22 protein-coding genes are annotated in these 26,210 nt (G+C 62.9%); 13 read left to right on the plus strand and 9 right to left on the minus strand.

Translation table 11 applies throughout. The features are described from left to right. Positions 1-36: 36 nt before the first annotated feature. Positions 37-1,884 (plus strand): methyl-accepting chemotaxis protein, encoded by a 1,848-nt coding sequence (locus C8C95_RS18635; protein ID WP_116749551.1) that lies wholly within the window; start codon positions 37-39, stop codon positions 1,882-1,884. Positions 1,885-2,077: 193 nt separating this feature from the next. Here C8C95_RS18635 and C8C95_RS18640 read toward each other — a convergent pair whose 3' ends face one another. After that, positions 2,078-2,887, minus strand: a complete 810-nt coding sequence (locus C8C95_RS18640) for an alpha/beta fold hydrolase (protein ID WP_108499302.1) — start codon at positions 2,885-2,887, stop codon at positions 2,078-2,080. 274 nt (positions 2,888-3,161) lie between these two features. On the opposite strand from C8C95_RS18640, the gene C8C95_RS18645 reads away from it, so the two are divergent. The 4 genes from C8C95_RS18645 to C8C95_RS18660 all read left to right on the plus strand — a co-directional run bounded on the left by C8C95_RS18645 (position 3,162) and on the right by C8C95_RS18660 (position 10,091). Further along, entirely contained in the window at positions 3,162-3,701 is a 540-nt protein-coding gene (locus tag C8C95_RS18645) for a chemotaxis protein CheW (protein WP_243415722.1), read from the plus strand. A 43-nt stretch (positions 3,702-3,744) separates the two neighbouring features. Continuing rightward, on the plus strand, positions 3,745-5,544 hold the full coding sequence (locus C8C95_RS18650) for a methyl-accepting chemotaxis protein (protein ID WP_116749552.1): 1,800 nt from the start codon (positions 3,745-3,747) through the stop codon (positions 5,542-5,544). Between the two features lie 601 nt (positions 5,545-6,145). Further along, complete coding sequence (locus tag C8C95_RS18655; protein WP_116749553.1) at positions 6,146-7,939, plus strand: methyl-accepting chemotaxis protein; 1,794 nt, start codon at positions 6,146-6,148, stop codon at positions 7,937-7,939. A 400-nt stretch (positions 7,940-8,339) separates the two neighbouring features. After that, positions 8,340-10,091, plus strand: coding sequence for a methyl-accepting chemotaxis protein (locus C8C95_RS18660; protein WP_116749554.1), 1,752 nt, complete (start codon positions 8,340-8,342; stop codon positions 10,089-10,091). A 105-nt stretch (positions 10,092-10,196) separates the two neighbouring features. Here C8C95_RS18660 and C8C95_RS18665 read toward each other — a convergent pair whose 3' ends face one another. Next, complete coding sequence (locus tag C8C95_RS18665; protein ID WP_116749555.1) at positions 10,197-11,456, minus strand: GNAT family N-acetyltransferase; 1,260 nt, start codon at positions 11,454-11,456, stop codon at positions 10,197-10,199. Positions 11,457-11,536: 80 nt separating this feature from the next. On the opposite strand from C8C95_RS18665, the gene C8C95_RS18670 reads away from it, so the two are divergent. Both C8C95_RS18670 and C8C95_RS18675 read left to right on the plus strand, forming a co-directional pair. Beyond that, positions 11,537-13,195, plus strand: coding sequence for an NAD+ synthase (locus C8C95_RS18670; protein WP_116749556.1), 1,659 nt, complete (start codon positions 11,537-11,539; stop codon positions 13,193-13,195). A gap of 54 nt (positions 13,196-13,249) precedes the next feature. Continuing rightward, entirely contained in the window at positions 13,250-13,588 is a 339-nt protein-coding gene (locus C8C95_RS18675; RefSeq protein WP_015013651.1) for a P-II family nitrogen regulator, read from the plus strand. Between the two features lie 173 nt (positions 13,589-13,761). Here C8C95_RS18675 and C8C95_RS18680 read toward each other — a convergent pair whose 3' ends face one another. From C8C95_RS18680 to C8C95_RS18705, 6 genes are read right to left on the minus strand one after another with little or no spacing between them, the layout of a single operon-like run. Then, positions 13,762-14,355: a TIGR00730 family Rossman fold protein gene (locus C8C95_RS18680; RefSeq protein ID WP_116749557.1), complete on the minus strand. Its 594-nt coding sequence runs from the start codon at positions 14,353-14,355 to the stop codon at positions 13,762-13,764. After that, positions 14,348-14,758, minus strand: a complete 411-nt coding sequence (locus C8C95_RS18685; protein ID WP_116749558.1) for a diacylglycerol kinase — start codon at positions 14,756-14,758, stop codon at positions 14,348-14,350. The genes C8C95_RS18680 and C8C95_RS18685 overlap by 8 nt, the downstream gene beginning before the upstream one ends. A gap of 4 nt (positions 14,759-14,762) precedes the next feature. Further along, positions 14,763-15,314, minus strand: a complete 552-nt coding sequence (locus C8C95_RS18690; RefSeq protein WP_082522553.1) for an RDD family protein — start codon at positions 15,312-15,314, stop codon at positions 14,763-14,765. 37 nt (positions 15,315-15,351) lie between these two features. Beyond that, positions 15,352-16,251, minus strand: coding sequence for a DUF3106 domain-containing protein (locus C8C95_RS18695; protein ID WP_116749559.1), 900 nt, complete (start codon positions 16,249-16,251; stop codon positions 15,352-15,354). A 20-nt stretch (positions 16,252-16,271) separates the two neighbouring features. Further along, positions 16,272-16,727 (minus strand): DUF3619 family protein, encoded by a 456-nt coding sequence (locus C8C95_RS18700; RefSeq protein WP_056067352.1) that lies wholly within the window; start codon positions 16,725-16,727, stop codon positions 16,272-16,274. Continuing rightward, positions 16,724-17,293, minus strand: a complete 570-nt coding sequence (locus tag C8C95_RS18705) for an RNA polymerase sigma factor (RefSeq protein ID WP_056067354.1) — start codon at positions 17,291-17,293, stop codon at positions 16,724-16,726. Before C8C95_RS18705 ends, C8C95_RS18700 begins: the two co-directional genes overlap by 4 nt. A 292-nt stretch (positions 17,294-17,585) precedes the next feature. Between C8C95_RS18705 and C8C95_RS18710 the strand changes: the two genes are divergently transcribed. The 6 genes from C8C95_RS18710 to pbpG all read left to right on the plus strand — a co-directional run bounded on the left by C8C95_RS18710 (position 17,586) and on the right by pbpG (position 25,059). Continuing rightward, positions 17,586-19,379, plus strand: a complete 1,794-nt coding sequence (locus C8C95_RS18710) for an acetolactate synthase 3 catalytic subunit (protein ID WP_116749560.1) — start codon at positions 17,586-17,588, stop codon at positions 19,377-19,379. 144 nt (positions 19,380-19,523) lie between these two features. Then, positions 19,524-20,015, plus strand: coding sequence for an acetolactate synthase small subunit (gene ilvN, locus C8C95_RS18715; RefSeq protein WP_015013659.1), 492 nt, complete (start codon positions 19,524-19,526; stop codon positions 20,013-20,015). Positions 20,016-20,079: 64 nt separating this feature from the next. Continuing rightward, on the plus strand, positions 20,080-21,096 hold the full coding sequence (gene ilvC / locus C8C95_RS18720) for a ketol-acid reductoisomerase (protein ID WP_056067358.1): 1,017 nt from the start codon (positions 20,080-20,082) through the stop codon (positions 21,094-21,096). Positions 21,097-21,288: 192 nt separating this feature from the next. Then, positions 21,289-22,122 carry a CDP-diacylglycerol--serine O-phosphatidyltransferase gene (gene pssA / locus C8C95_RS18725; protein ID WP_056067359.1) on the plus strand — a complete coding sequence of 278 codons (834 nt, stop codon included), beginning with the start codon at positions 21,289-21,291 and terminating at the stop codon, positions 22,120-22,122. Positions 22,123-22,328: 206 nt separating this feature from the next. Then, entirely contained in the window at positions 22,329-23,867 is a 1,539-nt protein-coding gene (locus tag C8C95_RS18730) for a 2-isopropylmalate synthase (RefSeq protein ID WP_056067361.1), read from the plus strand. A 115-nt stretch (positions 23,868-23,982) separates the two neighbouring features. Then, positions 23,983-25,059, plus strand: coding sequence for a D-alanyl-D-alanine endopeptidase (pbpG, locus tag C8C95_RS18735; RefSeq protein WP_056067362.1), 1,077 nt, complete (start codon positions 23,983-23,985; stop codon positions 25,057-25,059). A gap of 276 nt (positions 25,060-25,335) precedes the next feature. Here the strand turns inward: pbpG and C8C95_RS18740 are convergent, their stop codons facing one another. Next, a complete protein-coding gene (locus C8C95_RS18740; protein WP_116749561.1) occupies positions 25,336-26,163 on the minus strand; it encodes an IclR family transcriptional regulator in 828 nt (275 codons plus the stop codon). Between the last annotated feature and the right edge of the window lie 47 nt (positions 26,164-26,210).

The raw sequence follows: 26,210 nt of genomic DNA on the forward strand, positions 1-26,210 counted from the left end.
GCTGTTCCGGTGTTTCGAGGTACTTTGAGGTGATTCATGAAAATTTCTGATCTGCGCATTGGCGTGAAGCTGGCAGCGGGTTTTTTGGCAGTGGTGTTGCTGACCGCCTTGCTCGGGGCTATTGCGCTGGTACAGATGTCCCGCATCCACGCCAACGCCGAGGAGATTGCCACGAACCTGCTGCCCAGTGTCACGCAAACGGGCGAGCTGCGCGTGCTGCTCAACCGCATGCGCCGTGCCGAGGCGGGCATGGTCACTGCGCGTAGCTCGGCCGAGGTCAAGGCGTTTGCCGAGCAGGTTGCCGCGCGCCACAAAGATTTGAGCAGAGTCGAAGCGGTCTACGAACCGCTCATCGACATGCCCAAGGAGCGCGAGGTATTCAACGCCTACAAGACCCGCAAGGCGGCCTATGTGGCGCTGCAGGACAAGTTGGCGGACATTGCCAAGGGCGTGGACTTCAGCACCGCCGAGACCATGGAGCTGACTGCTGACGCCTTGAGCATGCTGTATGCGGGCGAATCGGAGTCGGCCTTTGTGGCCACGGCCGAGACGCTGGGCGAGCTGCAAAAGATCAATGCGGACGCGGCCTTGCAGGCCAACGAGGAAGCGATGAGGGTGTTCAATGTGGCGCGCGCCTGGGTGCTGGGCACACTTGCGCTGTGCGTGGCACTGGCCGCCGTGCTGGGCGTTGCCATCACTCGCGCCGTGACCCGTCCGGCCCACCATGCGGTGTTGGCTGCCCGCGCCATTGCAGATGGCGACCTGGCGACCGAAGTGCCTTCGGGCGGCAAGGATGAAATGGGCCAGCTGCTCAACGCGCTGGGCGACATGCGCGCCAACCTGGCTCGGGTGGTGTCGGGCGTGCGCAGCAATGCCGAAGGCGTAGCCTCAGCGAGCGCGCAGATCGCCTCCGGCAACAACGACCTGAGCGCGCGCACAGAACAGCAGGCCAGTGCCCTGGAAGAAACGGCGGCCTCCATGGAAGAACTGGGCTCCACCGTGCGCCAGAACGCCGACAACGCCCGCGCCGCCAACCAACTGGCCGTGAGCGCCAGCACCGTGGCCGTGCAAGGCGGAGACGTCGTGGCCGAAGTGGTCGAGACCATGAAAGGCATCAACGCCAGCAGCAACAAGATCGCAGACATCATCAGCGTGATCGACGGCATTGCCTTCCAGACCAACATCCTGGCGCTCAACGCGGCCGTGGAAGCCGCCCGCGCCGGCGAACAAGGCCGGGGCTTTGCCGTGGTGGCCGGAGAAGTGCGCAACCTGGCAGGACGCAGCGCAGAAGCCGCCAAGGAAATCAAAGCCCTCATCACCGCCAGCGTGGAACGCGTGGAACAAGGCACCGCCCTGGTCGACAAGGCCGGAGCCACCATGACCGAAGTCGTCAGCGCCATCCGGCGAGTGACCGACATCATGGGAGAGATCAGCGCCGCCAGCAGCGAACAAAGCGCAGGTGTCGGCCAGGTCGGCGAAGCCGTCACCCAGATGGACCAGGCCACCCAGCAAAACGCTGCCCTGGTGGAAGAAATGGCCGCTGCTGCGAGCGCACTGAACGCCCAGGCCGGCGAACTGGTCAACGCCGTGGCCGTATTCAAGCTCGACGCCAGCAGCACATCAAGCCACAGCCCGGCGCGCACCAGCGCAGCCCCCGCCCGCCCTCCCATGGCAGCGCCCAGCTACAAAGCCCCGGCCCGCAGCAGCCTGGGCAGCAGCGCCAAGAGCAGCAGCACCAAACCCGCCGCCAGCCTGGCAGCGCCCAAGACCGGCAGCGCAGCACCAGCGGCCCCAGCAGCCAGCGCCGCAGCCCCCAAACCGGCAGCGCCCAGCCCGGCACCGGCCAAGGCAGGGGGCAACGACGACGACTGGGAGAGCTTCTGACGAGGGCCAGACAGGCCCCTGGATGAAGAATTCAGGTCAAAACGGCTGCAAGCGTAGGTGGAAAATGCGCGGACAGCTATCAAAAGAGAAGTAAAAAAGCACGCAGAGGGGACACCTTCTGCGTGCTTTTTTACGTGGCACTTAGGAATGCGCCGTCCCTTCGGGTACGGCAGGGGACTTTTCCGTACTGCTCTCAGCGGTGCGGGTTTGGATACACCAGATGCAGCCCTGGCAACTGCGGGCGCTGGAACGGCTGCCACACCACGCCTGGCCCGTGCGGCTGGCCCAGACGGTCGGCCACGGCCCACCAGGCACTGGGGTTCAGGCCGATGCCAAAGTGGCTGGCCACCACCTCGATGTTCTCGGTGTGGGGGTTGTGGTCGGCGGGCGCCTGGATGCTGCCGCGCCACGCCACCACGCCATCGGTGCGGGAGTAGATGCTGGTGGTGGGCACCGGAGGGGCTTCGGGCAGGTTGTAGTTCTCGGTTTCGCGCTCGATGCTGCGGCCGCTGGCGAACTGGTAAATGCGCCAGGCGTTGGTGGAGGTGTGGGGCCCGGCAAACGGGGTGCCCAGGGTCACCACGCAGCGCACCAGGTCCGGCATTTCCTTGGCCAGCTCGCGGGCGTAGATGCCGCCCAGGCTCCAGCCCACCAGGCTCACCTTGTGGCCGCTGGCATCCACCGCTTGCTGCAGCTGGGCCTTGGCGTTCTCCAGCACGCCATCGCGCGGCCCCAGGTTCAGGCCCTGGCCCCAGCCCAGCGTGTTGTAGTTGCGCGATTCGAGGTAGCGACGCAGGGGCAGGGTGGTGGCGTCGCCAGCTGTCAGGCCTGGAAACACGATGACCGTGTGGCCATCGCCCAGTGGAGCGCGCTGCAGAACGGGCCATGCGGGCAGCACGGCGCCAAATTCCCAGGGGGCCCGCAGCTCCAGCGCCAGCAGGGGGAGGCTGGGCGGTGGCATGTGGTCAGGGGCGGCGGATTTGCGGTCGGAGAAGAGAGGCATCAAGTCGTCGTTCCAAAACGGGCGCCTGCCGGGCAAGGCAGGCGGGTTGTGCGACGGTAGCAGTTTTTGCGCACCAAGGCGGGGCGCGAAATGGAGCAAGCTCTCCAATTGCCCCCGCCCGGGCCGGGGGAGTCCCCTTCGGATTGCGGGGGGGATTGCCCGCGAATGTCACATTTTGCAACCGTGCGCTGCTATGCTTTGGATAGCTTTTGCGTTCGTCGCGTTCTGGCGCTGTTCGCAACCCTCCCGTTCCAACCGCCTGAAAGCCCGCGCCATGACCGCTATTGCCGACGCCGCTGCGCCTGCCGCCACCCACTCTGCGCACCGCGCGCTGGCCCCAAGCCCCACCGCAGCCCATCGTGAATTCCTGACTTTCCGCCTGGGTGCGGAGGAGTACGGCATTGACATCCTGCGCGTGCAGGAGATCCGCTCATACGAGAGACCCACGCGCCTGGCGCAATCGCCCGACTTCATCAAGGGCGTGATCGATCTTCGCGGCCGCATCGTGCCCATCCTGGATCTGCGGGTGAAGCTGCAATGCCCTGAAGCGAGCTACACCGACTTCACCGTGGTGATCATTCTGGACATCGGCTCTACCGTGATTGGCGCGGTGGTGGATGCGGTGGCCGATGTGGTCTCGCTCACACCCGACCTCATCAAGCCCACGCCCCAGTTCGAGCGACAGGGCCATGTGGACCCGGCCTTTGTCACTGGCATTGCCAGCCTGGGCGAGCGCATGCTGATCGTGATGGACATCGTAGCGTTGCTGAGCAGCGACGAAATAGGACTGGTGACAAAGACGGCACACGGGTAACCTGCCATCCACCCACACAACATCAACCCAGAGGAGAAGAAGGATGAATCAGTTAAAGATTTCAACCCGACTGGCCGTGTCATTTGCCGTCATGGTGCTTCTGTTGGTCGCGTTGGGGGCAGTGAGTCTCGTGCGGTCTGCGAACCAGCGTGCGGAGCTCAAAGACGTCATTGATGTTCGTGTACCTATTACCCAAGCCCTGTCAGCACTCAACGACGGCGTGAATGAGCAAGCCATCCAGGTGCGCAATCTGGCGATCTTCACGACAGAGTCGATCGTGAAGTCGGCGACAAGTCAGCTTTCTAGTTCTTCCGCGGATGTGGAGGCGCAGTACAAAACCTTGAATACTCTGATCACCTCAGAGAAAGGCAAGGAAATCCTGGCGCGCATGCAGCAGCGGCGTGCCGATTTCGTCAAGCTTCGAGATCAATACCTGACAGTGCTCCAGCAAGGTCAACGGGACGAAGCCCTGAAGCTGCTGGAGGATCAGCTTCGCCCTGCGCAACGGGCCTACATGGCAGCGATAGATGACCAGTTAGAGTTTCAATCACAGAGAACGGCGGACGCCGGCGCGCGCGCGGAATCCGCCGCTGCGGCGCTGCAGCGCGATGTGCTCATCGCGGGTGCGCTGGCCATCGCCATCGCCATCTTTCTGGCCATCACCATCATCCGCTCCATCACCCGCCCCCTGGCGCAGGCGGTGGAAGCGGCCGACCGTGTGGCCAGTGGCGACCTGAGCGGCCAGATCGTCGTGCAGTCCAAGGACGAAACCGGCCACCTGCTCAGCGCCCTGCAGCGCATGCAGCAAAGCTTGGTCAACACCGTCAGCTCGGTGCGCCAGAACGCCGAAGGCGTGGCCTCAGCGAGCGCACAGATCGCCTCAGGCAACAACGACCTGAGCGCACGCACGGAACAGCAAGCCAGCGCGCTGGAAGAAACAGCCGCCTCGATGGAAGAACTGGGCTCGACCGTGCGCCAGAACGCCGACAACGCGAGAGCCGCCAACCAGCTGGCCGTGAGCGCCAGCACCGTGGCCGTGCAAGGCGGAGACGTGGTGGCCGAAGTGGTCGAGACCATGAAAGGCATCAACGCCAGCAGCAACAAGATTGCAGACATCATCAGCGTCATCGACGGCATCGCCTTCCAGACCAACATCCTGGCGCTCAACGCAGCCGTGGAAGCCGCCCGCGCCGGCGAACAAGGCCGGGGCTTTGCCGTGGTGGCCGGAGAAGTACGCAACCTGGCAGGACGCAGCGCAGAAGCCGCCAAAGAAATCAAAGCCCTCATCACCGCCAGCGTAGAACGCGTGGAACAAGGCACCGCCCTGGTCGACAAGGCCGGAGCCACCATGACCGAAGTCGTCAGCGCCATCCGGCGCGTGACCGACATCATGGGAGAGATCAGCGCCGCCAGCAGCGAACAAAGCGCAGGAGTCGGCCAGGTGGGAGAAGCCGTCACGCAAATGGACCAGGCCACCCAGCAAAACGCTGCCCTGGTGGAAGAAATGGCCGCGGCCGCCAGCGCACTGAACGCCCAGGCCGGCGAACTGGTCAACGCCGTGGCCGTGTTCAAGCTCGACGCCAGCAGCACGAACAGCAGCTACAGCCAGAACCGCCACACGGCAGCCCCCGCCCGCACCCCCATAGCAGCGCCCAGCTACAAAGCCCCGGCCCGCAGCACCAGCCTGGGCAAAAGCGCCAAGACCGGCAGCAAACCAGCCGCCAGCCTGGCGGCGCCCAAGGCCAGCAGCCCGGCAGCCTCCACTGCCGCCAAGCCCGCAGCGCCCAGCCCGGCACCGGCACCCAAGGCTGCAGGAAGCGACGACGACTGGGAGAGCTTCTGACCAAGGGCTGCGCAGGCCCCTGGGTGAAGAAATCAGGTCCAAACGGCCGCAAGCGCAGGTGGAACATGCGCTGAAAGCTATCAAAAACAAAGCAAGAAAGCACGCAGAGGGGGGCTATCTTCTGCGTGCTTTTTTGTGGTCGGGCGCTTTGTTGGTGATGGCGGAAGGCATGCGTGGGGTGGGTCTGCCACCGCTGGCGCGATGCTTGCTGCAGGTGCGTGATGGCGAGTTGCCGTTATGGGCAGCGGCGCGCCAATGTTGGCGGGCGATTTGTACGCAAACGTAACGGAAAGCGCTATGCTGAGCGGGCCCGCCACGGCGCGCGGCCCGTCGGTGGGTGGACATTCCTTTTTGGCGCCGTTCTCCACAGGAGTTCTGCAATGGACCGAGGTTTCAACGCGTCGCGCACGTGCATGGGTGGCCGCCCCATCATCACCAGTGCGAGCTCCCATGCGCCTGCCGTGTGGTCTGCGACGCCAACCGGGGCGCCGCCCTGGCCGCACCTGAGTCTGCCGCGCGCTCTCCGTATGCCCCTTTCCAACCGCTGGTGCGCAGCCAGCCGGGCGCAGCCTGTTTGCTTGTTTCCCTCAGGAGTGTTGTCATGAACCAGTTCAAGATTTCCACCCGCCTGGCGGGTTTGCTTGCGGCCTTGTGTCTGCTGGTGTTGCTGGTGGGCGTGGCGGGGCTGTATGGCATGGGCAATTCCAATGCCGGGCTCAAGTCGGTATACGACGACCGGGTGGTGCCGCTCAAGCAGATCAAGGTGGTGGCGGACATGTATGCGGTCAATGTGGTGGACACGGCCCACAAGGTGCGTGACGGTACGCTGACACCCGCACAGGGCCTGCAGTCGGTGGCCGATGCGCGCAAGGCCATCGAGGCCAACTGGAAGGCCTATCTGGCCACCCAGCTGGTGCCGGAGGAAACGCAGTTGGTCGAGCGCTTCAAGCCGCTGCAGGCCAAGGCAGATGCGGCCACCGATGTACTGGCGGGGCACTTCAAGTCGGGCGATGTGGCGGCCCTGACCGCGTTTGCGGCCAAGGAGATGTACCCCGCCATCGACCCATTGCAGGAGGTGCTGGGCCAGCTGATGCAGGTGCAGCTGGACCGCGCCAAGGCCGAGTACGACAGTGCGGCCGCCAGCTACCAGACCATCCGCGCACTGGCGGTCACGGCCGTGGTGGCGGGCATCGTGCTGGCGGTACTGATGGGCGGCGCCATGATCCGGCAGATTTCGCGCGCGCTGGGCGATGCGGTGCAGATCACCGACGCGGTGGCGCAGGGCGACCTGACCGTGGCGATCCATGCGCGCGGCAAAGACGAGATCGCCCAGTTGCTCAGCGGCCTCACCGCCATGCGGGACAACCTGGCGCATGTGGTGTCGGGCGTGCGTGGCAATGCCCAGGGCGTGGCGTCGGCCAGTGCCGAGATCGCATCGGGCAACAACGACCTGTCCATCCGCACCGAGCAGCAGGCCAGCGCGCTGCAGGAAACCGCTGCGTCGATGGAGGAGCTGAGCTCCACCGTCAAGCAAAACGCCGACAACGCGCGCCAGGCCAACCAGCTGGCGATGAGCGCATCCACCGTGGCGGGGCAGGGCGGCGATGTGGTGGCCGAGGTGGTGACCACGATGAAGGGCATCAACGACAGCAGCAAAAAGATCGCCGACATCATCAGCGTGATTGACGGCATTGCGTTCCAGACCAACATCCTGGCGCTGAACGCGGCCGTGGAGGCCGCCCGCGCGGGCGAGCAGGGCCGGGGCTTTGCGGTGGTGGCGGGCGAGGTGCGCAATCTGGCCCAGCGCAGCGCCGAGGCGGCCAAAGAGATCAAATCGCTCATCACTGCCAGCGTGGAGCGGGTCGAGCAGGGCACCCAGCTGGTGGACAAGGCGGGCATCACCATGACCGAGGTGGTGGGCGCCATTCGCCGCGTGACGGACATCATGGGCGAGATCAGCGCCGCCAGCAGCGAGCAGAGCACGGGCGTGTCGCAGGTGGGCGAGGCCGTCATGCAGATGGACCAGGTCACCCAGCAGAACGCGGCGCTGGTCGAGGAAATGGCGGCTGCTGCCAGCAGCCTGAGCCACCAGGCCCAGGCCTTGGTGGGGGCGGTGGCGGTGTTCAAGCTCACGGCCGACCAGGCACGGGCATCGCAGCCTGGCGGCGCTGTGGACTCGGTGCCGCGCCCTGCGCCCGCCGCGGACACGCGCAAGGCGGCGATGGGCAGCCATGCGGCGGGCAGCAAGGCAACCCTTGCTTTGCGCTCTCCCTCTGCTCCTGCCGCCAAAAAGGCACCTGCTGCCAGTGCCACCACCAAGGCCGCGGGCGCCGCATCCAAAGCGGCCCCACAAGCAGTGGCCGCCGGTGCCGAGGACGACTGGGAGAGCTTTTGACCGACGGCAGGCCATGCCTGCACCGTTTGTAAGCGTAGCGCCCCGTTTTGGGGCGTAGACTTCCCCAAGTTGGTTCAGCGCCTGGCACTGCGCCGACAGCGCCCGCGATGTAGCACTCCAGCCCGTGCGTGCGCTGCACGCACGGGGCCTTGTGCGCTGTTTTGATATCCCCACGGCTGACACAGGGGGCCGCACCCATGCCCCCACCGGCGCAGCGTTTGCGCAGTGGGCCGTCGACTCTCTTGCGATGATTCAAATTGATGAAATCATATTTATCATAAATATGATATAATTATCACATTCCAGCCGCTGATTCCTTGTGGTCCCGCGCAGGTGCGTGGCACCACATCGGCGCACCCATGGCTGGCAAAAGCCCCCATAAAAACCACGAAAGATTCCCATGAGCAACCTGAAAATCGGAGCGCGGCTGAGCCTGGCCTTTGGCCTTGTGCTGTTGATCACCGCCACCATCGCCGCCACCGGCGTCTGGCGACTGGCGGTACTCAAGGAGGCCAGCAGTCGCATTGCCACTGTCGAAATGGAGCGCAACGCCCTGGCGCAGGAGTGGAAGGCGGCCATCGACCTGAACTGGGTGCGGGCGTCGGCGTCGCTCAAGGCCACGGATGCGGGCTACATCCAGTCGCTCACGGCCGACATGGCCACCACGTCCCAACGGGCCAGCGAGGCGCAAAAGAAGCTGGAGGCGCTGGTGGACGACCCCACCGAAAAGGCGCTGATGGAACGTGTGGCGGTGACCCGCAAGGCCTATGTGGACGCGCGCGCCAAATTGCTGGAGCGCAAGAAGGCCGGGGAAGACGTGTTTGCGCTGGTGGACAGCGACCTCAAGCCCCTGGCCACCGCTTACCTGCAGTCGCTGGCCGATGTGGCGGACAACACGCACAAGCAGCTCGATGAGTTCGAGGGCGCCATCATCCAGGCCGCAGGCACCAGCCAGTGGGTGCTGGCGCTGGGGGCGGTGGTGTCGGTGGTGCTGGGCGCACTGTTTGCGCTGTGGACCACGCGTTCCATCGTGGGGCCGGTGCAGCGTGCGGTGCGGGCGGCCGATGAAATCAGCCACGGCAATCTGTCGGTGCAGATTCCCGACGTGGGCGATGGCCGCAATGAGATGGCCCAGCTGCTGCGCTCGCTGGACGAAATGCAGCAAAACCTGTCGCGCATCGTGGGGCACGTGCGCTCCGGCTCCGAGAACGTGGCCACGGCGTCGTCGGAGATCGCTCAGGGCAACAACGACCTGAGCGCTCGCACCGAGCAGCAGGCCAGCGCCTTGCAGGAGACGGCAGCATCCATGGAGCAGCTCAATTCGACCGTCCGCCAGAACGCCGACAACGCCCGCCAGGCCAACCAGCTTGCGCAGAGCGCATCGACGGTGGCCGTGCATGGCGGAGAGGTGGTGAGCCAGGTGGTGGACACCATGAAGGGCATCCACGACAGCAGCAGCAAGATCGCCGACATCATCGGTGTGATCGATGGCATTGCCTTTCAGACCAACATCCTTGCGCTGAACGCGGCCGTCGAAGCAGCGCGTGCGGGCGAGCAGGGCCGGGGCTTTGCAGTGGTGGCGTCCGAGGTGCGCAGCCTGGCGGGCCGTTCGGCCGACGCGGCCAAGCAGATCAAGACCCTGATCAACGACAGCGTGGAACGCGTGGCCGCAGGCACCACGCTGGTCGATCAGGCGGGTGCAACCATGACCGAGGTGGTGGGCTCCATCAAACGTGTCACGGATTTGATGGGCGAGATCAGTGCCGCCAGCTCTGAACAAAGCCAGGGCGTGGCCCAGGTGGGCGAGGCTGTGACACAGATGGACCAGGTCACCCAGCAAAACGCTGCCCTGGTGGAAGAAATGGCCGCCGCCGCTGCCAGCCTCAACAACCAGGCGCAGGACCTGGTGAGCACGGTGGCGTTCTTCAAGCTGTCGCCAGCGCAGGCTGCGCAGCCGGCTGCGTCTGCCTTTGCGTATGTGCCCAAGGCTGCAGGCCCATCTAAGGCCTTGGCCGGTTCCAGCCGACCAGCCTCTGTGGCCCCGTCCAAGGTGCCGCCCCTGCGTGCGGCCGCCAAGCCCGCACCGGCTCTTGTGTCAACGGCGCCAGCTCGTTCGGGCAGCGGCAATGATGCTGACTGGGAGAGTTTTTGACAGTGACTCGCCGCCCTCGGCAGGCGTGACGGGCTCTGCCTTCGCCGTGTGTTGGTTCAAGCCTGGCTTTGATCTCGTCCGCGCGTCCTGCCTGATCACTGCAGGTCAGGCGGCCTTGAAGGGGCTCCGCGCTTGCAGGTCGCCGAGGTAGCTTTCCACGCCCGCGCCTTCGCGGTCCAGAAAGCGCTGCACCGCCTCAGCAAATGCCGGGTGTGCCAGCCAGTGCGCGCTGGTGGCCTGCACGGGCAGCAGCGCGCGGGCCATCTTGTGCTCGCCCTGGGCGCCCCCCTCAAACCGCACGGCACCGTGGGCGATGCACCACTGCAGCGGCTGGTAGTAGCAGGCCTCGAAGTGCAGGCAGTCCACGCGCTCCAGCGCGCCCCAGTAGCGGCCGTAGGCCACCAGCTCGGAGCGTGATTCGGGGCCTGATTCAGCGTCTTTTGGGGCTGATGCGCTAGATGAATATGCGCCTATAGCTATCAAACTGCTAGCAATAGGCCGCCCGTCCCGCTCCCCCACAAACAGCAGCCAGGCCTCGGGCATATCCGCTGCCATGCGGGCGAAGAAGTCGCGCGTGAGGTAGGGCGGGTTGCCGTGCTCCAGATAGGTGCGCTCGTAGCAGCGGTAGAAAAAATCCCAGTCTGCAGCGCTGATGTCCGCCCCGCGTGACCAGCGGAAGGTGACTCCGGCATCGGCCACGCGGCGGCGCTCCTGGCGGATCTTCTTGCGTTTGTCTTGCGACAGGCTGGCGAGGAACTGGTCAAAGTCCTGGTAGCGCAGGGTTTCGCCGTCGGTGGCGACTACACCCTGGGCCACAGGGAGCGTGGGCCGCTCATTCTTCCAGTGAAACTGCACGGTGTGCCGCAGCATCAGGTCTTGTTGTGCGCTGGTCAGCACATCGTCATCGCTGGCAAACAGCACATGCACGGACGACACGTCTTCTTGCTCGCACCACTGGCACACCGCCTGCACCAGCAGGGCGCGCGTGGCGGCATCGCGGGCCAGCAGCCGGCTGCCCGGCACGGGCGTAAAGGGCACGGCAATGACGGCCTTGGGGTAGTAGGGCACACGGTGCTGCTCGTAAGCGCTGGCCCAGGCCCAGTCAAACACATATTCGCCGTACGAATGGCTCTTGAGGTACAGAGGGCAGGCGGCCACCAGGGTGTCGCCGTCCCACAGCGTCATGAAGCGGGGCGTCCAGCCGGTACGCGGCGTGGCGCTGCCGCTGCTTTCCAGCGCGGCCAGGTATTCATGCCGCATGAAGGGCGTGGGGTGGCTTTGCTGCGCCAGCAGGTGGTTCCAGGCGGTAGTGTCCACGTCCAGCACGGAGGGGAGCACGCGGGCGATAATGGCAGCTTCAGCCATGCAGGCCCCTGTGATGCACCTTTGATTGCGGGCCTGCAACGGCGGTATTCAACCTGGCCTCAGGGGCCGATTCCAGTTCCATGACGCTCTCCATTTGCACTGCGCAGCTCAACTTTGTTGTGGGCGACATGCCCGGCAACGCCCAAAAGATCATTGCGGCAGCCCGCGAGGCCTATGCCCAGGGCGCTCGCCTGTTGCTGACACCGGAGCTGGCCATCTGCGGCTACGCGGCCGAAGACCTGTTCCTGCGCCCTGCCTTCATTGCGGCCTGCGATGATGCCGTGAAAACCGTGGCCCGCGAGACTGCGGGGTTGAAAGGCCTGGCCATCGTGCTGGGCCACCCGCAGGCCATGGCCCCTGGCGCCCAGGCCTTCAGCGTCTGCTTCAACGCCGCCAGCGTGGTGCGCGACGGCAAGATCGAGCAGACCTATGCCAAGCGCGAGCTGCCCAACTACCAGGTGTTTGACGAGCGGCGCTACTTCGTGCCGGGCAGCAAGCCCTGCGTGTTCGAGGTGGAGGGCGTGAAGGTGGGCGTGCTGGTGTGCGAAGACGCCTGGTTTGCCACCCCCGCGCGCGATACCGCTGCCGCCGGTGCGCAGTTGCTGGCAGTCATCAATGCATCGCCTTTCCACCTGGGCAAGGGCACGGAGCGCGAGGCCACCATGCGCGCCCGTGTGGTCGAGACGGGCCTGCCGCTGGTCTACGCCCACCTGGTGGGCGGGCAGGACGAGGTGGTGTTCGAAGGCCGCTCGTTTGCGCTGGCCGCCGACGGCTCGGTGGCGGCTCGGGCCCCTGCTTTTGTAGAAAAGCTGGTCTATGCGCTAGTCGAATTTGCCCAGGGTGCTATCAAAATTACAGCAGAGGTTGCCCCAGAGCGCACGCTGGAGGCCGACCTGTGGGATGCCCTGGTGCTGGGTGTGCGCGACTATGTGGGCAAGAACGGCTTCCCGGGCGCGCTGCTGGGGTTGTCGGGCGGCATCGACTCGGCGCTGGTGCTGGCGATTGCGGTGGACGCGCTCGGTGCCGACAAGGTCCGCACGGTGATGATGCCGTCGCCCTACACCGCCGACATCAGCTGGATCGACGCGCGCGACATGGCCACGCGCATGGGCGTGCGCTACGACGAGATTTCGATCAAGCCGCAGTTCGAGGCCTTCAAGGCCGCGCTGGCCACCGAGTTTGCCGGGCTGCCCGAAGACACCACCGAAGAAAACCTGCAGGCACGTATCCGGGGCACGCTGCTGATGGCGCTGTCCAACAAGTTCGGCGCCATCGTGCTGACCACCGGCAACAAGAGCGAGATGTCCACCGGCTACTGCACGCTGTACGGCGACATGGCCGGCGGCTTTGCCGTGATCAAGGACGTGGCCAAGACCCGGGTGTTTGATCTGGCCCGCTGGCGCAATGCCAACGACCCGTATGGCACCTGCGCCAGCCCCATCCCTGAGCGCATCATCACCCGGCCGCCCAGTGCCGAGCTGCGGCCCGACCAGAAGGACCAGGACAGCCTGCCGCCGTATGAGGTGCTGGACGCCATCGTGGCCCGCTACATGGAAAACGATGAGCCCATCGAGTCCATCATTGCCAGCGGCTTCGCCCGGGCCGATGTCGAGCGCGTGACGCGCCTGATCAAGCTCAACGAGTACAAACGCCGCCAGGCGCCGGTAGGGATTCGTGTCACGCGCCGCAGCTTTGGCAAGGACTGGCGTTACCCTATCACCAGCAAATTCAGGGCGTGACGCTTCGGCGCCGTGCCCCCAGCCCGATTTTTTACATCCTCCAGGAGACCCGCCATGAAAATGATCACCGCCGTCATCAAGCCCTTCAAGCTCGAAGAAGTCCGCGAAGCCCTGGCCGAATGCGGCGTGACCGGCCTCACGGTGACCGAAGTGAAGGGTTTTGGCCGCCAGAAAGGCCATACCGAGCTGTACCGCGGCGCGGAATACGTGGTGGACTTTCTGCCCAAGGTGAAGGTCGAGGTCGTCGTCAAGTCCGAGGATGTGGACCGCTGCGTGGACGCGATCGTGAACGTGGCGCGCACCGGCAAGATCGGTGACGGCAAGATTTTTGTGACCGCCGTGGAGCGCACGGTGCGCATTCGCACGGGCGATCTGGACGACGCAGCGGTCTGAGGTGACAACCCCCTGAGTCGCTTCTTACCTTGCCCTTTCTCTTGAACGGCTGCGCCATTCGAGAAAAGGGAGGTAACGCCAGCGCAAGCAAGCGAAGCGCCGCATGCGCAGTCTGTTGGCCCTTGCTCGGTGGCCTTGGCTTGTGGGCCGCTCGAGTTTCGGAGTGCGGGGAGTCAGATCACCGAGCGCAGCGGGACGGGCGCTTGGTCAGGCCCCGCATCTTGCACCAGCGTGCGCAGCAGGCCCTCTGCATCGGTGGATGCATGCAACAGGCCCATCTGCCATTCACCCATGAAGCCACTGACCACGCTGCCCTGCAAGAAACCCAGCAGGCCGTCGTAGTAGCCCGCCACATTCAGCAAGCCCAAGGGCTTGTCGTGGTAGCCCAGCTGGCGCCAGGTCCACACCTCAAACAGTTCTTCAAACGTGCCGATGCCGCCGGGCAAGGCGAGGAAGGCATCGCTGCGCTCTGCCATCATGGCCTTGCGTTCGTGCATGGTCTGCACGATGTGCAGCTCGTCACATTGGCGGTTGGCCAGCTCCTTGTCCACCAGCGCCTGCGGTATCACCCCCACCACCCGGCCGCCCGCCAGATGCGTTGCCTCGGCCACCGTGCCCATCAGCCCACTGCGGCCACCGCCGTATACCAGTTGTCCGTTGTGGGCGCCGATCCATTGGCCCACTGCCTGCGCCGCCTGGGCATAGGCGGCGTTGTCGCCGGGGCGCGATCCGCAATATACGCACACAGAAAAAGTGGGTTCAGCCATGGAAAAACCTCTGAAACAATGCGGCAGCCCAGATGCCAATGCACAGCAGCAAGGCCAGCAGAACCGCTGCGCTGCCCATGTCCTTGGCGCGTTTGGACAGGTCATGCCACTCGGGCCCGATGCGGTCGATGGCGGTCTCGATGCCCGTGTTGAGCAACTCCACAATCATCACGATGACCACGGAGCCCGCCAACAAGGCGACTTCGACCCAACTGCGGCCCAGCCAGAGCGACAGCGGCAGCAGCACCATGGCGGCGATGGCTTCCTGGCGGAAGGCCTTCTCGTTCCAGCCGGCCCGCAGCCCTTCCATGGAATAGCCGGCGGCATGCCAGATGCGATTGAGGCCCGAGCGCGCCTTTTGGGGGTTGGCCGGAGAGTCCGGAGAAGGGGAGGAGGGTTGCATGCGCTTATTTTTTGGGAATTTCGTAGTGCACCAGCCGGGTGCCGGCCAGCGCGTCGTGCCAGAACTGCCGCGTGGGGTGGAACCGGCTGAGCAGCGCCCAGATGGCCACCCAGCCCAGCACGATCACGGCGGACTCACCCCCCGACAGGGAAAATGGTGCGATTGCCGCCAGCGGCGGCAGAAACCACAGCCAGCTCAATACATACCGCAACAAGGCGCGCGGCTGGCTGATGGGTTGCCCTGCAGTGCCCACCACGCGGATGTGCCAGGTTTTCTGTGCGAGGGTCTGGCCTTTGGCCCAGAACCAGGTGAAATAAATACCGAACACCACAAAGAGAAAGGCTTGCAGCGCATGGCGGTTGTCCATCGCATTGCGCGTCTGGCTCAGCGTGCCAAACAGGTACCCGGCGATAAAGACCACGCCGAACATCAGCATGCCTTCGTACAGCCAGCAGGCCATGCGCCGCCACAGGTTGGGCGTGGGGCCGCCCGCAAGGACACCGCTTGATGCGTTGGCCGCAGGCTGGGGCGTGGTGGGAGAGGGAGAAACAGACATTCCAGGTCAGGCCCGTCGGGCCAGGGCAGGTTGAAACCTACTGAGGATACAGGCCGGAGGTGTCAGGTGTTACCGCGGGGGTGCCGGGCGAGCCCGTGCTGTCGGCTCCGCCAGAGCCCAGGGGCGGAAGTACAGCAGGCACCGCACTGGGGATCGCCACGGGCGCTGTTTCCACGCCACCCGTCGAGGTTGCCGGCGCTGCGGATGCGGGGGTGGATGGCATCGCAGGCGCCGTCGGCTGAGGCACAGGGGCCGCAACGCGGGGCGAGTGGTCTACCACCGGTGGAATCTTGGGGGCGTTGGGCCGATCGGGGTTGGCTTGCGTTGCTGCGGGCACCTGGGCCAGCTTTTTGGGCGAGACAGGGCGCAGGGCCGTGGCAGCCCCATGGGGATTGGGGGTCGCCTTGGAGGCCAACGCCTTGCGCTCTTCGTCAGACAGTGCCTGGTAGGCCTCCCACTGCGCCCGTTTGTCGTCCCCAGCCAGGCGCTTGGTGACCGCGTAGTTCAAGCGTGCCTGGTTGCGCTGCTGGGCACTCAGATTGGCCCAGTCGGTGATGCGGTCATGGAACTTGCGTTGTTCCTCTTCCGAAAGACTGGGGTAGTTGATGGCCAAGTCGAGCCAGCGGCGTTTTTGGGCTTCGCTGATCAGCGCCCAGCGTTCCGACAGCGGATACAGCGCCAGTTTTTGCGCCGTGGTGAGCGTGCCCCAGCCTGGTCCTGATTCCGTGGCAGGGGGCATGTTCACGGCAGACAGGTCTGTGCGGGCGTTATTGGGGCGGGCCACTGCGGCCTCAGCGCCCGCCTGGAGCACTGTGCTGGGGGCCATGCGCATCTGCACCAACGCCTGCCAGCCACCAGCAGTAAGCGCACCCAGAAGCGCCAATGCCAGCACGAAGGCTGGCAGCGTGGAGGGAGCTTCAGAGGGGCTTGGGTGCATGCAGTCCAGAGTCAGGCAGGTCAGTTTGACTGCGCGGAGGTCTTGAGGAATTGTACGAAGCCTGGGTCCGAATAAGCGGCGGGAGGCAGGTCATCGGTCAGCAGAGCGGCATCTACCTCGGCCACATCGTTGGCACTGCGTTCGTCCTGCGCGATGTTGATGACCACCAGTCCCACGACCAGCGCCAGCAGAGGCACGGCGGACACCAGGGCATTCCACCAGCCACCGCCTTCGCCGCCACGGCCCAGTGTGGCGGTGCTGCCTGCGTTGACCACCACTGCTGCGGGGGCGGTGCGATGCACTGGCGCGGTGACTTTGCGTTTGGCCAACGCCTGCATGCGCGAGGCGCGCAGCCGCTCGGAGATGTCATAGGGCAGGGCGTCGGTGCCGCTGGACAGGCGCGCCGTGACGCGCAGCGCAAAGCGCTCGGCAGCAGCTTCAGCTTGGGTCGGTGGGGTCTGTACAGTGTTCTTCATGGCTCGATTCCTTTGGCCTTCAGTGCCTTGCTGAGGGTTTGTATGGCGCGAAAGCAGTGTGTTTTGACACTGCCTTCGGAGCAGCCCATGGCGGCAGCCGTCTCTGCGACGTCCATTTCCTCCCAATAACGCATCAGGAACGCTTCCCGTTGACGTGGTGGCAACTCTGCAATTTCTTCTTCAATGCCCTGGAATATCTGGGCCCGGCGGGTCAGGTCTTCCGCGCTTTCGGCTTTGTCGCCGTCTTCTGTCCCTGAGTACGCTTCGAGCAGATCAAAATCCGTGCCATCTTCACCTGGGCCTTCGAAGTCGCTCATGCTCGAAAACAGTGCATTGCGCGTCTTCTGGCGGCGAAACCAGTCCAGGGTGCAGTTGGAAAGAATCCGCTGGAACAGCATGGGCAGCTCGCCCGCCGGTTTGTCCCCGTAGTGCTCGGCCAACTTGAGCATGCTGTCTTGCACGATGTCGAGCGCCGCTTCCTCGTTGCGAACGTGGTAGACCGAGCGCTTGAACGCGCGCTTTTCTACGCTTTTGAGGAAATCGGAAAGTTCTTGTTCGGTTGCCAAGACGGGTCAGCCCGGGAGGAGATCGGCGCAGATATCTGCAGTTTCGCAACTCAACGGCGCCGTAAAACCGCAGATTATCGCACCCGCCGGAGTTTTTTTCGGCTGCGGAGCGTTTTGTGAGTGTTGCAGTGCGATAATCCACCTGCAATTCAAAAGGCAAACGGGTCACGGTCCGGCGCGGCAATCATCCCGCCCATGTCCTTGGCCTCAAGTTCCAAGCTGGCTTCACAAGAGCGCGTGCGAGGGGCACCCAAGGTTTTTCGTCAGAGAAATTCACAAAGGTTGATCGATCATGGAAATCCCCAAGGCTGAAATCTCTTCAGCAGCCGCTGCTTCGCAGGGCAACACATCTCCCGCTTCCGGTTCGCAGGACCTCATGGGTTCTGAGATCCTCATCAAGGCCCTCCAGGCAGAGAACGTCCAGTACATCTGGGGCTACCCTGGCGGCGCGGTTCTGTACATATACGACGCGCTCTACAAGCAAGACACCATCCAGCACGTACTGGTGCGTCACGAACAGGCCGCCGTGCACGCTGCCGACGGCTACGCTCGCGCCACGGGTGAAGTCGGCGTGGCCTTGGTCACTTCGGGCCCCGGCTTGACCAACGCCGTGACCGGCATCGCCACCGCGTACATGGATTCGATCCCCATGGTGATCATTTCTGGTCAGGTGCCCACGCCCGCCATCGGGCTTGATGCCTTCCAGGAGTGCGATACGGTCGGTATCACCCGCCCCATCGTCAAGCACAATTTTCTCGTCAAGGACCCGCGCGACCTGGCCGCGACGATGAAGAAGGCCTTCCATATTGCCCGTACCGGCCGCCCAGGCCCTGTGGTGGTGGATGTGCCCAAAGATGTTTCCTTCAAGAAGGTGCCTTACACCGGCTACCCGCAAACGGTAGAAATGCGCTCGTACAACCCCGTGCGCAAGGGCCATGGCGGACAGATCCGAAAGGCCCTGCAGTTGCTGCTTGCGGCCAAGCGCCCTTACATCTATACGGGCGGCGGCGTGCTGTTGGGCAACGCCACCAACGAGCTGCGTACGCTGGTGGACATGCTGGGCTACCCGGTCACCAACACGCTGATGGGTCTCGGGGCCTACCCCGCATCGGACCGCAAGTTCCTGGGTATGCTGGGCATGCACGGCACCATCGAAGCCAACAACGCCATGCAGAACTGCGACGTGCTGCTGGCAGTGGGTGCGCGCTTTGACGACCGGGTGATCGGCAACCCCAAGCACTTCGCGCAGAACGACCGCAAGATCATCCACGTCGATATCGACCCGTCGAGCATCTCCAAGCGCGTGAAGGTCGACATCCCGATCGTTGGTGACGTGAAGGACGTGCTCACCGAGCTGATTTCCATGATCCGCGAGAGCAGCACCCGCCCTGACGCCGGTGCCCTGGCTGCCTGGTGGGACACTATTGAAGGCTGGCGCAAGCGCGAGTGCCTGAAGTACAGCATGGGCAGCGGCGATGTGATCAAGCCACAGTACGTGGTAGAGACGCTGTGGAACATGACGAAGGATGGTGATACATACATCACATCCGACGTGGGGCAGCACCAGATGTGGGCGGCGCAGTACTACCGCTTCGACGAGCCGCGCCGCTGGATCAATTCCGGTGGTCTGGGCACGATGGGTGTGGGCATTCCCTATGCCATGGGGATCAAGCTGGCCAAGCCACAGTCCGAAGTGTTTTGTATTACCGGCGAAGGCTCGGTGCAGATGAACATCCAGGAACTGTCCACCTGCCTCCAATACAACACGCCGATCAAGATCTGCTCGTTGAATAACCGTTATCTGGGCATGGTGCGCCAGTGGCAGGAGATCGAATACTCCGGTCGGTACAGCCACAGCTACATGGACGCGCTGCCCAACTTCGTGAAGCTGGCCGAGGCCTATGGCCACGTAGGTATGCTGATCGAACACCCCAAGGACGTGGAGCCCGCATTGCGCGAAGCCCGCAAGCTCAAGGACCGCACGGTGTTCATGGACTTCCGTACCGACCCCACCGAGAACGTGTTCCCGATGGTGCAGGCCGGCAAGGGCATTACCGAAATGCTGCTGGGGTCGGAAGACCTTTAAGCCAAATCGGCCTCAGGCGCATGTTTTTTATGCGCTACCAGCTATCGAATAGATAGCATCTAAATTTTTGACGAATCTATTGCCTGCCAAGCCCATGCATTACCGTGCATGGGGGAGGGCAGCAAAAAGAGGAATCTCTTCATCATGAAACACATCATTGCTGTCTTGCTGGAAAACGAGCCTGGTGCTCTTTCCCGCGTTGTGGGTCTGTTCTCGGCCCGTGGCTACAACATCGAGTCGCTCACCGTGGCGCCCACTGAGGATGCATCGCTGTCGCGCATGACCATCCAGACCACGGGCTCCGATGACGTGATCGAGCAGATCACCAAGCACCTGAACCGCCTCATTGAAGTGGTCAAGGTGGTTGACCTCACCGAAGGTGCCTACACCGAGCGTGAGCTCATGATGGTGAAGGTGCGCGCGGTGGGCAAAGAGCGCGAGGAGATGAAGCGCATGGCGGATATCTTCCGTGGCCGCATCATCGACGTGACCGAGAAGAGCTACACCATCGAGCTGACAGGCGACCAGTCCAAGAACGACGCGTTCCTGCAAGCCATCGACCGCACGGCCATCCTGGAAACCGTGCGCACGGGCGCCAGCGGCATCGGCCGGGGCGAGCGCATTTTGCGTGTGTAAGACAATTCACCCCGTTTTTCCCATTTCAATCCCCCCCAACAACGCATTTCAACCGGAGCGACCCATGAAAGTTTTCTACGACAAAGACACCGACCTGAGCCTGATCAAGGGCAAGACCGTGGCCATCATCGGCTACGGCTCGCAGGGCCATGCCCACGCACAAAACCTGAACGACAGCGGCGTGAAGGTGGTGGTCGGCCTGCGCAAGGGCGGTGCCTCGTGGGACAAGGTCGGCAAGGCTGGCCTGAACGTGCTGGAAGTCAACGACGCCGTGAAGGCCGCTGACGTGGTCATGATCCTGCTGCCCGATGAAGACATCGCAGCCGTGTACAAGAACAACGTCGAACCCAACATCAAGCAAGGCGCTTCGCTGGCCTTTGCCCACGGTTTCAACGTGCACTACAACCAAGTCGTGCCCCGTGCTGACCTGGACGTGTGGATGGTCGCCCCCAAGGCCCCAGGCCACACTGTGCGCAACACTTACACCCAAGGCGGCGGCGTGCCTCACCTGGTGGCCGTGCACCAAGACAAGTCCGGCAAGGCCCGTGATCTGGCGCTCTCCTACGCAGCAGCCAATGGCGGCGGCAAGGCCGGCATCATCGAGACCAACTTCAAGGAAGAAACCGAGACCGACCTGTTCGGCGAACAAGCCGTGCTGTGCGGCGGTGCGGTGGAGCTGATCAAGATGGGTTACGAAACCCTGGTCGAAGCCGGCTACGCGCCCGAAATGGCCTACTTCGAATGCCTGCACGAGCTCAAGCTCATCGTGGACCTGATCTACGAAGGCGGTATTGCCAACATGAACTACTCGATCTCGAACAACGCCGAATACGGCGAGTACGTGACCGGCCCTGAAGTGATCAATGAGCAGTCGCGCGCTGCCATGCGCAATGCCCTCAAGCGCATCCAGAACGGTGACTACGCCAAGATGTTCATCCAGGAAGGCCGCCTGAACTACCCATCGATGACGGCCCGCCGCCGCAACACGGCCGACCACAGCATCGAAAAGGTGGGCGGCCAGCTGCGCGCCATGATGCCCTGGATCGCCAAGAACAAGCTGGTCGACCAGACCCGCAACTGATGTTTCGTTTCTGAAGCGTCAAAAGGCCACTTCGGTGGCCTTTTTCATTGGCGGGCGGCATGGTGGGCAGGCGCTACACTGCGGCCTTCGCCTTTTGCGCGCTTGGCAGTCGGCATTCCTGCGGGAAATGGTTCAATACTATAAATTTAATAGCTGCTTGTGCAATATTTGCAAGCGCTGGAGGTCTGTTTGATGCATGACGGCAATGAGTCCACCGAGAACCCCGGTGTGATGGTGCGCAAAAGGCGCAAAGGCATCTACATCCTTCCCAACCTGTTCACACTGGCGGCGCTGTTTGGTGGCTTCTATTCCATCGTCATGGCGATGAATGGCCGTTTCGATCAAGCAGCGGTAGGCGTTTTCTGCGCCATGGTGCTCGACAGCCTGGACGGGCGCGTGGCCCGCATGACCAATACCCAGAGTGCGTTTGGCGAGCAGATGGACTCGTTGTCCGACATGGTGTCCTTTGGTGCTGCGCCTGCCCTGATTGCCTATGAGTGGTCCCTGCAGGGTCTGGGCCGATGGGGCTGGATTGCTGCGTTTGTGTACTGCGCCTGTGCGGCGCTTCGCCTGGCGCGCTTTAACGTGAATACGGGCGTTGTGGACAAGCGCTATTTCCAGGGGCTGCCTTCACCAGCCGCTGCGGCCTTGGTGGCGGGATTTATCTGGTTGATGACCGAGCTGGGCGTGCGTCCCGGCGAAGACCACTGGCTGACATGGAGCCAGGTGACCTGGATCATGTTCTCCTTCACGCTGTATGCAGGGCTCACCATGGTGACCAATGTGCCGTTCTACAGCTTCAAGGATGTGCAGATGAAAAAGAGCGTGCCTTTTGCTGCCATCGTGCTCATCGCGCTGGGCATCGCTGTCATCAACATTCACCCCCCTATCGTGCTGTTTGGTGTGTTCGTGTTCTATGGCCTGAGTGGTTATGGCGTGTACGCCTGGCGCAAGGCCAAAGGGCAGCACAGCAGCGTGATCAGCACCTCTACCGACGAACCCGACGAGCGCGGTCTGCACAAGTGATGGCCGTGATATCCGGCCAGTTGTGCTACATTGCGCGATATGGATTTGTTTGCTTTGGCGCTACTGCTACCTCCCCACGGGCGGAGACAGTAGGCGCACGCGCACACTTTTCCACAAAGGCCCGTTTGCACCCGCGACGGGCCTTTTGTTTTGGGCGCCAGATTTCTACGTTGCGGGGCCCCACCCACTGATACCAGGAGAACAACATGGCTGACAAACTGATCATTTTCGATACCACCTTGCGCGATGGGGAGCAGTCTCCCGGTGCCTCGATGACCAAGGACGAGAAGCTGCGCATTGCCCGCCAGCTCGAGCGTCTGAAGGTGGATGTGATCGAGGCCGGTTTTGCAGCCAGCTCCAATGGCGACTTTGAAGCCGTGCAGGCGATTGCCAACGCCATCAAAGAGTCCACCATCTGTTCCCTGTCTCGGGCCAATGATCGTGATATTTCACGCGCTGCCGAGGCCCTCAAGGGCGCGGCGAGTGCCCGCATCCACACCTTCATTGCCACTTCGGCGTTGCACATGGAGAAAAAGCTGCGGATGACGCCTGACCAGGTGCTGGAGCAGGCCAAACAGTCGGTCCGTTTCGCCCGCAACCTGGTGGGTGACATCGAGTTCAGCCCTGAGGACGGCTACCGCAGCGACCCCGACTTTTTGTGCCGCGTGCTGGAAGCCGTGATTGCAGAAGGTGCCACCACCATCAACGTGCCTGATACCGTGGGCTATGCCGTTCCGGAGCTGTACGGCAACTTCATCAAGACACTGCGCGAGCGCATCCCCAATAGCGACAAGGCGATCTGGTCGGTGCATTGCCACAATGATCTGGGCATGGCGGTGGCCAACTCGCTCGCCGGTGTGAAGATTGGTGGTGCGCGGCAGGTCGAATGCACCATCAACGGTCTGGGTGAGCGCGCCGGTAATTGCTCCCTCGAAGAGGTCGTGATGGCAGTCAAGACCCGCCGTGACTACTTTGGCCTTGAACTGGGGATTGATACCCAGCACATTGTCGCAGCCAGCCGCATGGTCAGCCAGACCACTGGTTTTGTGGTGCAGCCCAACAAGGCCGTGGTGGGTGCCAACGCATTTGCTCATGCCAGCGGTATCCACCAGGATGGCGTGCTCAAGGCACGCGATACCTACGAGATCATGCGGGCGGAAGATGTGGGCTGGAGCGCCAACAAGATCGTGCTGGGCAAGCTCAGTGGTCGTAACGCCTTCAAACAGCGCCTGCAGGAACTGGGTGTCAGCCTGGACAGCGAAACCGAAGTCAACACCGCTTTCACGCGCTTCAAGGAATTGGCCGATCGCAAGAGCGAGATCTTTGACGAAGATATCTTGGCACTGGTGAGCGACGAGAGCGTGACTGCTGAAAAAGAGCAATACGGGTTCGTATCGTTGTTCCAGCAAAGCGAAACCGGTGAGCAGCCCCGTGCACGTATTGTGTTCACCGTGGATGGGCAAGAAGTGCGCGGCGAGGCCGAGGGCAACGGTCCTGTCGACGCCTCGCTCAAGGCCATCGAATCGCATGTGAAGAGTGGCGCCGAAATGGTGTTGTATTCCGTCAATGCCATCAGTGGCTCTACCGAGAGCCAGGGCGAGGTCACGGTGCGGTTGCAGAACAGCGGGCGTGTGGTGAATGGGGTGGGCGCGGACCCAGACATCGTCGTGGCGTCGGCGAAGGCCTACCTTAGCGCTTTGAACAAGTTACAAAGTAAAGCCGATCGGGTGGCCGCACAAGGCTGAGTGATCAATTTATAATTCACTCACTTTCTCGGAAAGTCGCGCAAGGTATTGATCTTGCGCGACTTTTTTTGATTCTGTACACTGCTCAATAATTCTTACCGTTTGGAGCACTTTGATGCACCATCGCCGCAACGCTGCAGTGAATCGATTTTTCCAGTGGATGGGTTTCGCGCTCGTGAGCGCTGCCCTCATTTCCCCCTCTGTGCATGCGGCAGATGTCAAAAAGCCAGGGGTCAAAAAACAGCAGGTCAGCGCAAGCAACGCGAAGCGTGCCGTGGCACCACGCAAGGTGGCCGCCAGCATCAAGCCCACGCGCGTCGCTGCCCGGACTGCCAAAGCACCTACCAAGGTGGCGTTTGTTCCAGCCAAGCCCTCTTTCGGCCAGATGGCGGGCTTGCACGAGGTCAATGATCCGCTGGACCTCAAGTCCAGCGTTGCGCTGGTGGTGGACCAAGACACCCATGAGGTGTTGCTCCGCAAGAACGATCAGGCTGTGCTTCCCATCGCCTCGCTGACCAAGCTCATGACGGGCATGCTGATTTCGCAGGCCAAGTTGCCCATGGACGAACCTGTCACCATCACGCAGGACGATGTAGACACCGAAAAGGGGAGTCGGTCGCGTCTAACCGTAGGTACCACGCTAACGCGTGGCGAGATGCTGCATTTGGCGCTGATGTCCAGCGAGAACCGGGCAGCCCATGCACTGGGTCGTACTTACCCGGGTGGTTTGGAGGTCTTTGTGACGCAAATGAACGCCAAGGCCAAGTCGCTGGGCATGAACGATACTCACTATGTGGAGCCCACGGGTCTGTCCAGCCGTAACCAGTCCAGTGCCCGCGATCTTGCAACGCTGGTGGGTGTGGCGCATGGAGATCCTTTGTTGCGCGAGCTGTCCACTTCCCCCGGCTATGAAGTGGCGGTGGGGCATAAGACGCTTCAGTACAACAACACCAACGGTCTCGTGAAAAATCCTACCTGGGACATCGGTCTGCAGAAGACCGGTTATATCTCCGAGGCAGGGCGTTGCTTGGTGATGCAAGCCCAGGTGGCGGGACGCAAATTGATCATGGTGTTCCTGGACTCTGCAGGTAAATTCAGTCGACTGGGCGATGCCGAGCGGGTGCGCCGCTGGGTGGAGTCGAATCCTTCGCTGGCCGCACCTTTACAGGCGGTACGGAGCAACAACGGCTGATAGGCAGACATCTCCGCACATGCGCCTGACAGGCTGGTCCTGTCAGGCGTTTTCTTTTGTAGTGCGAGTCCGGCCTCGCAAACGGTCTTGGGTAAATCCGGTCAGCGGGCATCTCTTGTCTTGAATGGGTTGGGATGCGATGAGCTGGCAAGACCATGCCGGAGGCCTGCTGCGCGTGTCCCTCCCACACCGTGCAGCGCCTGCCTCGATGCCTCAATACGCCACTGCGGCCCCCCCCCATGGCGCCATTGGCAAATGGGGTGTGGATGCAGAATATCAGCGCAATTCGGTGCGTTGGTTGGTGATTGGGTTATGACTGGCGTCGGTACTTGGCGTATGGCCCAGGGCCAGTGAAATTTCGTTCGCCGTTGCTTGCAGCTTGGGCAGCCAGCCTTCATCCAGTCTGTCAGCGGGGGCAGAAATGGACAGGCCTGCTACCAGTTTTCCCTGGTCGTCATACACACCGGCTGCCATACAGCGCACGCCCAACTCAAGCTCTTCGTTATCGCGGGCAATGCCGTATTGCCGGGCCTTTGCCAGTTCTCGCTCCAGCACGGGCAGCTGGGTGATGCTGTTGCGGGTGTGGCCTGCAAGACCGGTGCGGGTGGCGTAGGCACGAACGCGCTGGGGGTCATCCAGTGCGAGGAAGAGCTTTCCTGTAGAGGTCAGGTGCAGTGGTGCCCTGCCGCCAATGGCTCGCACCACCTGCATACCCGACCGCTCACTGTAGGCGCGCTCCACATACACAATCTCATCGCCCTGGCGCATGCTCAGGTTCACGGGCTGCTGGATCAGCTTGTGCAGACTGCGCATGGGGGTCAGCGCCGCATCACGAACGCTCAGGCGTGCCTTCACCAGGTTGCCCAGCTCCAGCAGTCGCATGCCGAGCCGGTAGCTGCCCGATTCGGGGCGGTCCACAAACCGTCCGATGGTCAGGTCGTTCAGGATGCGGTGAGTCGTAGAGGGGTGCAGCCCAGTCTTTTCGCTGATTTCCTTGAGGGAAATCGCCTCTTCACGAGAAGCCAGAACATCGATCAGAGTGAACATGCGCTCAAGCACCTGAACGCTGGGTTTGAGAGGGATGCTGGAATCGGTTTTTTTCATGAGCGGCTATGGTTCGAAGGCCGCCACATTTTATCTTGTGAAATGTT

It is taken from the genome of Acidovorax sp. 99, from assembly GCF_003096455.1.
Classification (GTDB): Bacteria; Pseudomonadota; Gammaproteobacteria; order Burkholderiales; family Burkholderiaceae_C; genus Acidovorax; species Acidovorax delafieldii.